The organism is Methyloceanibacter stevinii, assembly GCF_001723355.1.
Taxonomy (GTDB): Bacteria; Pseudomonadota; Alphaproteobacteria; order Rhizobiales; family Methyloligellaceae; genus Methyloceanibacter; species Methyloceanibacter stevinii.
Genome location: NZ_LPWE01000011.1, coordinates 512,266 through 523,472 on the forward strand (window position 1 = coordinate 512,266; position 11,207 = coordinate 523,472).

An 11,207-nucleotide genomic window follows, 5' to 3' on the forward strand; every position below is an offset into this window, starting at 1 on the left:
CAAGGAGAGGAATCGAAATGAGAGTATTGAAGTTGCTAATGATGCTTGCTGTGGTAAGCGTGCCGGCCGTTTGTGCGGCGGAGCCAGGAGAGTACAGCACTGTTACCGACGAGCGCTTGGCCAATCCTGAGCCAGAAAACTGGCTTCTGACCAAGGGCAACTACGCGGGATGGAGCTACAGTTCGCTCGACCAGATCACAGCCCAGAATGTCTCCAAGCTGCGCCCTGTTTGGGCTGCGGCGACGGGCGTGACCTCAGGGCATGAAGCGCCGGCGATCGTCAACGGACGCTACATGTTCGTTGCTACGCCGAGCAACCAGGTATTGGCATTCGATGCCAAGACCGGCCGAACGCTGTGGACATACAAGCGCGAGATCGCGGAGGGCTTTAGTGCTTTGCACATGACCAACCGAGGTGTGGCCCTGTGGGGCGACAACGTCTATGTCGCAAGCGTTGACTGCGTCCTGCAGGCGCTCGACGCTAAGACGGGCAAGCTCGTCTGGGAAGCCACCGCTTGCGATTGGCAGAAGCGGAGCGAGTACATCACCTCCGCGCCACTGGTCGTGAAGGGGAAGGTCATCGTCGGTCCCTCCGGCGGCGAGTTCGGTGTTCGAGGCTACCTCAAGGCTTTCGATGCCAAGACGGGCAAGGAGGAATGGACAACCTATTCAATTCCCGGACCCGGAGAGCCCGGTAACGAGACGTGGCCGCAGGACGGCAAGTGGAAGAATGCCTGGAAGACCGGCGGCGGCACCATGTGGATGCCGGGCAACTACGACGCCAAAAACGACATCATCTATTGGGGTGTCGGCAATGGATCGCCTTGGCCCGGGGATCAACGCCCCGGCGACAACCTGTACCTGGCCTCGGTCATCTCCATCAATCCTGATAACGGCAAGATCCTCGGCCACTACCAGTACCACTGGAACGACTCCTGGGACTGGGCCGGCATGAACGCCCCCTCGTTGGTCAACTTCGAGAAGGACGGCAAGGAGGTTCCTGGCCTCATCACCGCTCAACGCAACGGCGTTCTCTACTGGCTCGATCGCAACGACAAGGGCGAGATCACGTACGACGCCTCTAAACAGTACGTAAAGAACAACGTCTTCACGGGCTTCGATCCGAAGACGGGCCGTCCGACCTACAACGAGGATCACAAGCTCGGTACGGGCAAGAAGGTGACTTACTGCCCCAGCGTCTGGGGCGGCAAGGACTGGTTTTACCAAGCCTACAGCCCGAAGACCGGAACGCTCTACGTGCCCTTCAACGACAATCACTGCACGACGCTGGAGGGTGTGGTTCAGCCTGTGTTGCCGGGCCAGTGGTCAGCGGGCATCGATATCAAGTCGCTGAGACCGGATATCACCGAAGGTGCTCCCTACATCGGAGGCATCCAGGCTTGGAGCGTGAATGGACGCGACGAGCTTTGGAAGACTACGTATGAGAAATCCTGGAACTTTGGCTCGATCCTGGCGACTGCAGGTGATGTGATCTTCGCCGGCGGTACCAATGATCGCAAGTTCCGGCTTACGATGCCAAGAGCGGCGAACTTCTCTGGGAGTTTCCCACGCCCTCCGGCATCATTTCGCCGCCCGTTAGCTACGAGATCGACGGCAAACAATACATCGCCGTCGTTTCCGGCTATGGCGTCGACATCAATTGGATCCAGAGCAAGATGCACGAGTCCAACGGGTGGGAGGCGAAGGTCCCCGAAGGCGGATCCGTGTGGGTGTTCGCGCTCGGTGACGAGGACTAGCGTTCTCCTCCCAAACGAACTGCGTTGACGTCCAACTGGCCTCCCCGTCCCTCAGACGGGGAGGCTTTTCTTTGAGCGAGCCGCCTTGGTGTGCATCTGCAAACAGAGTCGCGGTCGGGTGCGGAGTTCGACGAGACGTCCGGTTCTAGCGGGGCAAGCGTTAGTTCCACGCCGCCCCCGTTGGATGAGCAATCCATCGATTCTGCGCTAGTCAGCCGGAAGAGCGACAGGTGTTGCGCGACCGGGGCTACAGGTGTTTCCGCGCTTCCGCGCCAATTAACGCGCGGCACCATGTCGCGATCATTTGTGCAGGTGCGGCATCAAGACAGGAAACGTCGCTAGCGCAAGGACTTGTGGCTTGTTCTCCTAGTTTGGACACTGAATATTAAGAATTGGCATAGCGCTTGCTCATGTGAATGCATCGTGAATTTTCGAAGGTAGAAATGCGATGCCAGTGGTCCGTCAGTCCCGGGCCACGCCGAAAAGGGAAAGCGGCGAGCGGGACAATCCATTGCGGGAAGAGCTACTGCGGAACCACGCGTTCCGTGAGCTCGGCTGGCGTGGGCGTGATGCGCTTCCCGGCTTAGATCCGCACCTGTGCCTTCGATTCCAGACCGAAGTTCAGCGGCCAGCTTTCGCTCCCAGGCAGCTGCTCCGTGTATTCAGCATGCAGCGTATCTTGACGCTCGTCCGGCGAGCGATCGCCGGGGCGATCGGCTGCCCTGCATGCAGTCGAAATCCGAGCCGACTGGACGGGGATCCGGTCGCGTCGCGGTATAGCTTCGAGGCGCCTCGTTCAGGGCCGCCTTCAATAAGTCTCGAAGCGCACATTGCACCATCCGGTGCGTAGCAACGAGCCACACAAGTGAGATTGGGGGAAACTGAGAATGAGTATCACATCGAGATTGCATTTGGGCAACAAGCGTGGACGCGCCGCCATCGGGGCCGCCATCTTGGCGATGTCCATGGCGTTGATGGTGGGAACTCCCGCCCGGGCGCAAACGACATTCGACGTTATCGGGCCAAAGGAATACGACCTTCCGGTCAACTTCGACCCGTTCAATGTGTTCGTTCAGTATGCGTATGTGCAGGACAACTCCAAGGTCTGGTCGAACAGCGGCGAGAGCATCGTGGGCGATGGATCGCAGGCGCTCGTCGGCCTGTCGAAATACGTTTATTTCTGGACGCCGGAGTTCAACCGAAACGTCGGCGTGGCTTGGGAGATCATCCAGCCGGAGATCTCCGTTCGCAACAGCAAGAGCCAGGCTAATCCGGACGGCAGCCAAGTCAGCGGCTTCGGCGACACGATTACCGGTTTTGCGACTTGGTTCAAACCGACGCCCGCCTCCACGCTCGGCGTCCAGTCGTTCGTGCAGATCCCGATCGGGGACACCGATGTCAGCGATCAGACCTGGAAAAACTTGTCCAGCGTTCTCTGGTACACGCCCATTGGCTCGGCGTTCGACTGGACGGGTAATGCGGGCTTCGTTTGGCAATCTTCAAAGCCCAGCCGCGTTCAACCCGCCATGCTGTATCACACCAACAACCGCTTCGGCTGGCTGGCCACCGATTGGCTCGAGCCCTTCATCGCTCTGGACTACGAGTATATTGGGGCCTATGCGGGCTTTAACGAGGCGTGGTCCTTTGACGGTGGTCTCGGCTTCATGATCGACACCTTCGAGAACCAGTGGCTCACCTTGCGCTACTCCCAGAGTCTGGCCGGCAAGAACCACTCCTACAACGACAGCTGGAACTTGAAATACGCGGTTGTCTGGTAGAGCCCGGCACGGTCGCGGACAATGGAAAGGAAACCGGTCCATCACAGCGTGATGTCGATTCGTAGGTCGTACGCCAACTGACAGGCCAAAATGCCGCGCGGAGCGGGCGTATCCATCCACTCCGCGCCGTTCCTGGCAACCAATGGCGGCAGCAACAGCACCTCGGACACCAGATCTGAGGGCAAGTGCAAGTTAGTGAGGAAGTAGTGCTTCAAGAAAGTCCGTATCAAAACTTTATCGGTGGCCGGTTTGCAGATACCGGAGACGATGCGATCGACGTGTTCAACCCCGCGACGCAGGAGCGCCTCGAGTCGGTTCCTGACAGCTCCGCGGATACCGTGGACCGGGCCGTTCATGCAGCGCGAACGGCCCAAGCGGATTGGGAAAGATTGCCACCAATCGCCCGGGCTCGGCATTTGCGTGCGATTTCGGCAAAGCTACGCGAGAACGTGGACGAACTCGCCAAGATTATCAGCCGGGAACAGGGCAAGATTCTCCCACTCGCCCAGGTCGAGGTGGAGTTCACCGCCGACTATATCGACTACATGGCCGAGTGGGCACGGCGCATAGAGGGTGAAGTCATCTCGAGCGACCGTCCCGGCGAAAGCATTTTTCTTCACCGAAAGGCGATCGGCGTCGTCGCGGGCATCATCCCGTGGAACTTCCCGCTGTTCCTGATTGCGCGCAAGATGGCGCCGGCCCTGGTTACTGGCAACACCATCGTCGTCAAGTCGAGCGAGGAAACGCCGCTCAACGCCTTCGCTTTCTCTAAGTTGGTTGCCGAGACTGACCTGCCGCCGGGCGTGTTCAATCACATCAGCGGGACGGGATCGGGCCCCGGCGCGGCCTTGTCGCGCCACCCCGACGTCGATCTGATCAGCTTCACGGGCAGTGTCGAGACGGGTTTGCGTATCATGCAGGCTGCAGCCGCCAATCTCACACGCGTCAACCTGGAACTCGGTGGAAAGGCTCCCGCCATCGTGCTGGCCGACGCCGACCTCGGTCTTGCTGCAAAGGCAGTCTACGACTCGCGCATGACCAATACGGGGCAACTTTGCAACTGCGCCGAGCGTGTTTACGTGGAGCGCAGGATCGCCGACGAGTTCGTTGACCGGCTTGCACAGCTGATGCGGGACACCCGGTATGGCGATCCTCTGTCGAACGAAGATCTCGACATGGGGCCGCTCGTCAATGAGGTGGGACTCAAAAAGGTGGCCGGCATGGTGGAGCGCGCGAAAGGCGACGGCGCCACGGTCGTCGTCGGTGGCGGGCCGGCCGACGTTCCGCGGGGCCACCACTATCAGCCAACGATTCTGACCGATTGCCGTGCCGACATGGAGATTATGCGCAAGGAGATATTCGGCCCTGTCTTACCGATACAGGCGGTAGACAGCGTCGATGAAGCGATCGCGCTGGCCAACGATTCCGAATATGGACTGACGTCATCGATATTCACAAACGATCTCAGTACAGCCATGCGCGCGACGCGCGAATTACGATTCGGCGAGACCTACATCAATCGCGAGCACTTCGAGGCGATGCAGGGCTTCCATGCAGGTCGACGTAAGTCGGGCATCGGCGGTGCTGACGGCAAGCACGGTCTCTACGAGTACACCGAGACGCAAATCGTCTATATGCAGCACGGATAGGCGGTTGCGGAGGGGGGGCGGCGGCCCTGCTGGAGCCGCCCCCTAGTCGCGGCGTTTGGCTGTATGTGTTCGTGTGCGAGCCTGGGTCCAAGAGGTTCAGAAAGCCATGAAGGCAGGGATTGATATCTCGCTTGGCCCAGGCAACGACTTGGTGCACGACCGGCGCGTCCTGAATGGACAGGAAGACGGCGCCGTTGAGACGCGCCTTCTTCATCGAGCTCGGTACGAGGGCCACGCCCACGCTTTCCGCAACGAGATTGAGGATAGTCTGCTGAAGGTTTGTCTCGAGGCGAACCTGGGGCGTGAAACCGCTGGCTTGGCAATGTCCGATGATCGCGTCGTAGAGGCTCGGAGCAGCGCTGCGCGGTGCGATGACGAATGGCGTGTCCTCCAGTTCCGCGATGGCGATCTGGCGCTTATGGGCGAGGGAATGTCCCTTTGGCAACGCCGCGCATAGTGGCTCCGTGTAGACTGTGCGCGAATTGAGCGCCTGGGCGTTCTCCGGCGGAAACATGATGGCGGCGTCGATCTTGCCTTCGATGACATGGGTACTGAGGTCCTCGGGCAGCTGCTCGCGGATCGTGAAGTGCACATTCGGAAAGGCCGCCGAATAGGATCGCACGATTCCCGGGACAACATTGTAGGCGGCGCAGCTGGTGAACCCGATGCGCAGGGCGCCGATCTGGCCGCGTTCCGCTGCCGTTGCGTTTTTGCAGGCCTGCTCGAGCAGCGAAAGGATGGCCTTGGCGTCGGCATGGAGCTGCGTGCCACCGGCGGTCAGCGCGACGCTACGGGAACTGCGCTTGAACAGAGCGATACCGAGTTCCGTTTCGAGAGCGGCAATCTGCCGGCTGAGCGGCGGCTGGGAAAGATTGAGCCGCTCCGCCGCGCGGCCAAAATGCAGGGTCTCGGCGAGGACGCAAAACGAGCGCAGGTGCTTGGTGTCAATCATCTGGGAGCCTTGTCCGGGGACCATCCCCATTCATGCTGAAAATGTATCATTAGCGTCTGATCATTGCATTGGATCATATCGATCATGCGGCCTTAGTGTGGCGCGTCGCATCCTCCAATAACGGTCCCTTCAATGCTCTCCATGGTCACGGTGGTTCTGCCGGTCTTCGCCATCATTCTCGCCGGATTCGGCGCGCGCAAAGTGGGGGTTCTCGGTCCGCACGCTTCCCTCGATCTCAATCGCTACGTCTCTTATCTCGCGCTGCCGGCGCTGTTGTTCGACGTGATGGCGGGAGCGGACTGGGGGAACCTTGACCTCATGGAGTTTGTCGCGATCTTTGCTCTGTCGAGCACGGTCATCTATGGCGTCACGGTCGTATTGTGCCTCTTTGCCCGCAACAACCTCTCGGATGCGAGCGTCGACGGGCTGGGCGCGGCCTACTCCAACACGGGCTATATGGGCATTCCCCTGTGTCTGCTGGTGCTGGGTACCGACAGCCTACCCGCCGTAACACTCGCGGCCGTCGCGACGACCGTTGTGCTTTTCGCCATCGCGATCGTGTTGGTCGAGGCAGGGCGGCAGACGCAGCCGCGCGGCGTAGCGATTGTCTTGACTGTTGGGGGATCGCTCATCCGAAACCCGTTGATCATTGCCCCCTTGCTTGGCGGCATTTGGGCTGCGGCAGGACTCCCGATGCCCATGGCCCTCGATAGCTTTCTCGATCTTTTGGGCGCCAGCGCCGCACCGTGCGCACTCGTTTCCCTCGGACTGTTTTTCGCCGATAGCAGCAAGGAGAGCACCGGCCGGATCTGGTCGAAGGCAGCACTCCTTTCGACAGGTAAGCTGCTGGTGCATCCGGCGTTGACCTGGGTGCTTGCAATGTTCTTCGGGCTGCCCCCGTTTCTCGCCGGAATTGCCGTGCTGTTGTCCGCGCTTCCGACCGGGACGGGACCGTTCATGCTAGCGGAGCTCTACGGCCGCGAGACGGTGACGACGTCGAGTGCCGTTATGCTCTCGACCCTGGTCTCGCTCGTTACCATCACATTTCTGCTCTATTGGGGCGGCTATGCGGAGTTGGAGATCGCGACACGGTGACACTTTTAGCTCACGCCGTCGCGCCATTTGAGTTCGGCTTCGTCCCAGGCGGCCAGCGGCTGTAGATCCGGAACCCAAGCCAGGCCCGACTTGGAGTCGGACGAGACGGCCCCCGGAGAAACGACGACGTCCAGTAGTGCCGGCTTGTTGGCGATCGCCCATTCGATGGCCGCAGGCAATTCCTCGGCGCTCTCGATTCTCTCGGCCTTCATGCCGAGTGCTCGCGCCAGTGCGGCATGGTCGGCGTATTGCAGCTCTGTGCCGACGACCTTGCCATAGGTGATGCGCTGATCGTGGACCTCAATCTGCCAAGCGCCGTTGTTGGCGACAACGACGACGAGCGGCACGTTATGGCGCACAGCGGTGTCGATCTCGATGGCGTTGAAGCCGAAAGAGCCGTCGCCCGTTGCGACGATTACCGGCCGTTCGGGAAAGGCGAGCCCGGCGGCAATGCCGAACGGCAGGCCGATGCCGATACAGCCGAGCGAGCCCGGGTCGAGCATGCGCTTTGCGGATAGGCCGACGCGGCAAAAGCTCAGGAAGTCGCCGCCATCAGTGACGACGATGTCGTCATCACCGATATGGTTCTGGAGGGCCGCGATGAGTTTGTGGGGGTGGATGCGTCCGTTTTCGTCGTCCGGGGCGGACGCCATCGCCAGCCGGAGCGACTCCGTCTTGCGTTCGTGTTCGGCGCGCAAACGCGCCGCCCACTCGTGATCGATTGCGGGTTCGCGATTGCCGGCCGCTTCCAAAAGGCCGTTGAGGGTCAGGGCGCCATCGGCATGAATCTCAACCTCGCCACGCCGGTTGTCGGAAAGCTCGGAGGGCGCATCAGAGATGCGCACGAACTTGGCGTCGCCGAAGATCGCGGGCGAACCGAACCCGAGCTGGAAATCGAGCCGGCGGCCGAGGGTCACGACGACGTCGGCCTCGGTCATCACCTTGCCGCGCACACCGTTGACGACAGAGGGGTGTCCGTCGGAAACGACACCGCGGCTCTCGCCGGTATCGAGGTAGAGTGCGCCAAGTTGATCTAGAAAGCGCGTGAGCGCCGGGCCCGCCGTACGCGCGCCGCGGCCCGATATCACAAGCGGCCTTCTGGCTGACCAGAGAATCTCGGCTGCATCTTCGAGGCTATCTCTTGGAGGCACAAGGGCCGGCGTCGGTTTCTGGCGAAAGTGCTCGTCCATCTGCAGCGCGGGGACGACCTTCGCGCGGAGAGTGTCGGTGGGAAAATCGAGGTAGACAGGACCTGGGTCGCCGCCCCGCCCGACGGCGCGTTCCACGGCCGCATCAAGCTCCTGCAGCACCAGGGATGGCTCGCGCACTGTACGCGCATAACGCGTAATCGAGCGCACGAGAAGCGCGCCGTCGAGGTCCTGCAGGCTACCGCGATTTTCTTGCGCACGTGGCGGCACGCCCGACAGGACCAGCACCGGCGCGCGAGCCACATGAGCGTTCGCGATACCGGTGATCGCATTGGTTAGTCCCGGGCCTGCGGTCACGAGAGCAACCCCGAGCGACCCGGTCAGTTCGGCATGGGCATGTGCCATGTGAACGGCTGCACGCTCGTCGCGGACGTCTATGATGCGAATGCCCTCTGCATCAATGCTCATCCAAATCGGCATGATATGGCCGCCACACAGCGCAAAAACGCGGTCGACACCGCGGCGGCGCAGGAACCGCGCAATGATCGCTGCCGACGAGTTGTCGGCGATTCTCGTACTATCCATGTTCATGTTTGCATAGTTTCGTCAGTCGTAGCGTGGCACGGTTCCTTCCTAGGTGTTGTCGCGGCGGCTGTGGCTGGGCTAGCCGGGTCGACGTAGCTCGCGAGTGGGCTGGAGTGCGGACTGGTGTCGGCCAAACTCGGGTAGATCAACGGCAAGAGTGCAAGGCGCGTGTCGCGGCCGTCAGATTTGTTTGCCATTGCGATTCCGATCCCCAACAGACCCGCTCCGACGGCCTGCTGATGGGCGGGAGAATCTGCTATCGCAGCCACGACAGGCGCGGGTTGTGTAGTCCAACAGGCTTTCAACCGTTTTCACCGATGGTAGCTATCGCGGTCGAAGGAACGGACAGGGATCCACAACTCGCTTCGAGCAGGCGCAGGAGATCGGAAAGGCGGTTGAGGTAGGCGAGTGCTATGGCGCCAGCGGCTTCCTTGCCGCCTTCAGTTGAGAGCATGGCATCAGCAATGTTGTTGAGTTGGTTCAGTTCGGCCAAGCGTCGCTCGGCTCGCAGGCAGACCGCGTATGCGACCTCAGCGAAGGCCGAGGTCGGGAGTTCGCTAACTCTCATGTTCGGAGTCTGTGCGGTTAGCTCTGCCTCGAGCCCCTCTACGGCAGCATCGATGCGTTCGAGGGACTCCTGTGAAAGCCGGGGAGTGCCAGTGGCTTTGATCCGGCGGATGATTGCCGCCAGATCGGCCCGTACTGCGCGCAGGCTTTTGAGTAGGGGCGATGACGAAAGCGAGATCAAGACTGCGATCCAGGCACGCAACTCCACTATCGCGCCAATCGCTTCGACCGGTACGCTGTCCTTATCGACGATCACTCCTGAGTCGAGCTTGGTCTGACCGCAGTCACCTGGATGTGCGGTCGCCTGGCGACGGAGTTGTTCCATTGGAGATTCCCTCCAGTTGTCCTACGAGGTGGCTTGCTCCGCACGAAAAGCCTTGGCGTAATTGAGATAGTGTCCGATGACACTCCGCATCATCTCGCGTTTTGCATCGTCGAGCTTGGCAAGTGGATGGGCCGGACGTCCCGCCCAGACGCAGCCGCCGGTCAGATGCTGTCCGGGCTCGGCGACAGCTCCTGCGGCGAGCAGCACGTCGTCGTCAATGACGGCGCCGGAGTTTACGGTGGAGCCGATGCCGATAAGTGATCCTTCGCCAATGCGGCAGTCATGCAAATCGACGTTGTGGCCGATCGTCGAGTTGGCACCGATGACAAAGTCGCCTTTCTCGCAGTGAATGCGGGTGTTGTCCTGAATGTTGACGTTGCGACCGATTCGGATCGCGAAGCCGTTGGCCTCCAGCCGGCAGCCAAAAAAGACGCTTGCGTTGCTCGCAAGGTCGATGCGGCCTTTGAGGTGCGCCGTCTTGGCGACAAAGGCATCGTCTGGCGGAACGAGGTCCGGTGTGCCGGCTGCCTCGTGGACAAATATGGACCTTGCGATCTCTTCGCGCAGTTGCACGGCACGCGCCTCGCACTCATACGGGCTGCAGGCGCGAACGGGCATGGCTGGGATGCCGGCATAGACGTGGCCGCCCTCCAGTTTCGTACGGGGGAAGACGACCGCTCCCTTTTCGATGACGACGTGATTCTCGACGACCGAGCCATCAAGAATGACGGCATCATTCTCGATGACGCAGTCATTGCCGACATCACACGCGTGGACCACGGCGTTGCTTCCCACGGTCACCCGATCCCCGATACGGGTGGGATAGAGATCGTGGGCAATATGGACCGTTCCATACTCGCCCAATGAGAACGAGTCGCCGATGCGCACGTAGTGACCGTCAGCGCGGAGCACCGAATTGGCCGCGAGTAATGGTCCTGCCCCGATCTCGACCTTTCCCAGGACGCACGAGCCGTGCCCGCTGAGCTGGTGCTCGCTGGCAAAGAGCGGTTCGATGCCGTCATAGGGAAGGATGTAGGGCTTCCGCGACGGGAGAAGGTCTGCAGCCATTGTGTAGACGCCGTCGCGGCTGCGCATGCTCCCCTTGATCAAGCGCGCGCTCGTCAGCAGTTCGTCCACAGACAACTTTGCCGCGGCTTGCGAGCAATAGGGCTGGAACTTTTCGATTCCCGGTGCGCGCAAACTGCGCGCGATCATGAATCGGCGGACACTAAGCCGCCCGTGACCCAGCGCGACGCTGCGGGCAAGCAGCAGCGCGGCGGCAGCGGGACTGCCCTTTCGCGCGGCCGCACGAGAAGACTTGAGTTGGTGACGCGACAGTGGCATGCGCTGGC

Annotated in this window: 8 protein-coding genes and 1 pseudogene; 4 read left to right on the forward strand and 5 right to left on the reverse strand. The window is 61.0% G+C overall.

Features of this window, described 5'->3' with window-relative positions:
* The first annotated feature begins 38 nt into the window (after nt 1-38).
* Together AUC70_RS09240 and AUC70_RS09245 are read left to right on the forward strand one after the other, a co-directional pair.
* Nucleotides 39-1,784: an outer membrane protein assembly factor BamB family protein gene (locus AUC70_RS09240; protein ID WP_206599350.1), complete on the forward strand. Its 1,746-nt coding sequence runs from the start codon at nt 39-41 to the stop codon at nt 1,782-1,784.
* A gap of 859 nt (nt 1,785-2,643) precedes the next feature.
* Entirely contained in the window at nt 2,644-3,534 is an 891-nt protein-coding gene (locus AUC70_RS09245) for a transporter (RefSeq protein WP_069444537.1), read from the forward strand.
* Between the two features lie 41 nt (nt 3,535-3,575).
* Here the strand turns inward: AUC70_RS09245 and AUC70_RS17555 are convergent, their stop codons facing one another.
* Complete coding sequence (locus AUC70_RS17555) at nt 3,576-3,890, reverse strand: hypothetical protein (protein WP_206599362.1); 315 nt, start codon at nt 3,888-3,890, stop codon at nt 3,576-3,578.
* On the opposite strand from AUC70_RS17555, the gene aldA reads away from it, so the two are divergent.
* Nucleotides 3,807-5,183: an aldehyde dehydrogenase gene (gene aldA, locus AUC70_RS18005; RefSeq protein WP_244505577.1), complete on the forward strand. Its 1,377-nt coding sequence runs from the start codon at nt 3,807-3,809 to the stop codon at nt 5,181-5,183. The two genes, AUC70_RS17555 and aldA, sit on opposite strands and share 84 nt — an antisense overlap.
* 100 nt (nt 5,184-5,283) lie before the next feature.
* On the opposite strand, the pseudogene AUC70_RS16310 reads toward aldA, so the two are convergent.
* Nucleotides 5,284-6,165, reverse strand: a pseudogene (locus tag AUC70_RS16310) (LysR family transcriptional regulator); the annotation flags it as partial.
* Nucleotides 6,166-6,276: 111 nt separating this feature from the next.
* Between AUC70_RS16310 and AUC70_RS09265 the strand changes: the two are divergent.
* A complete protein-coding gene (locus AUC70_RS09265; RefSeq protein WP_342022010.1) occupies nt 6,277-7,230 on the forward strand; it encodes an AEC family transporter in 954 nt (317 codons plus the stop codon).
* Nucleotides 7,231-7,235: 5 nt separating this feature from the next.
* Here AUC70_RS09265 and AUC70_RS09270 read toward each other — a convergent pair whose 3' ends face one another.
* The 3 genes from AUC70_RS09270 to AUC70_RS09280 all read right to left on the reverse strand — a co-directional run bounded on the left by AUC70_RS09270 (nt 7,236) and on the right by AUC70_RS09280 (nt 11,199).
* Nucleotides 7,236-8,963 (reverse strand): thiamine pyrophosphate-binding protein, encoded by a 1,728-nt coding sequence (locus AUC70_RS09270; RefSeq protein ID WP_069444659.1) that lies wholly within the window; start codon nt 8,961-8,963, stop codon nt 7,236-7,238.
* Between the two features lie 301 nt (nt 8,964-9,264).
* Complete coding sequence (locus tag AUC70_RS09275; protein ID WP_069444542.1) at nt 9,265-9,855, reverse strand: ATP:cob(I)alamin adenosyltransferase; 591 nt, start codon at nt 9,853-9,855, stop codon at nt 9,265-9,267.
* A 21-nt stretch (nt 9,856-9,876) separates the two neighbouring features.
* Nucleotides 9,877-11,199, reverse strand: coding sequence for a gamma carbonic anhydrase family protein (locus tag AUC70_RS09280; RefSeq protein WP_244505560.1), 1,323 nt, complete (start codon nt 11,197-11,199; stop codon nt 9,877-9,879).
* Nucleotides 11,200-11,207 lie beyond the last annotated feature (8 nt).

Excerpts from the sequence above, each read along its gene's own strand:
- AUC70_RS09245 (WP_069444537.1), top strand. The coding sequence starts at position 2,644 with ATGAGTATCACATCGAGATTGCATTTGGGCAACAAGCGTGGACGCGCC.
- AUC70_RS09275 (WP_069444542.1), bottom strand. The coding sequence starts at position 9,855 with ATGGAACAACTCCGTCGCCAGGCGACCGCACATCCAGGTGACTGCGGT.
- AUC70_RS09270 (WP_069444659.1), bottom strand. The coding sequence starts at position 8,963 with ATGGATAGTACGAGAATCGCCGACAACTCGTCGGCAGCGATCATTGCG.
- AUC70_RS17555 (WP_206599362.1), bottom strand. The coding sequence starts at position 3,890 with ATGAACGGCCCGGTCCACGGTATCCGCGGAGCTGTCAGGAACCGACTC.
- AUC70_RS09240 (WP_206599350.1), top strand. The coding sequence starts at position 39 with ATGATGCTTGCTGTGGTAAGCGTGCCGGCCGTTTGTGCGGCGGAGCCA.
- AUC70_RS09265 (WP_342022010.1), top strand. The coding sequence starts at position 6,277 with ATGGTCACGGTGGTTCTGCCGGTCTTCGCCATCATTCTCGCCGGATTC.
- AUC70_RS09280 (WP_244505560.1), bottom strand. The coding sequence starts at position 11,199 with ATGCCACTGTCGCGTCACCAACTCAAGTCTTCTCGTGCGGCCGCGCGA.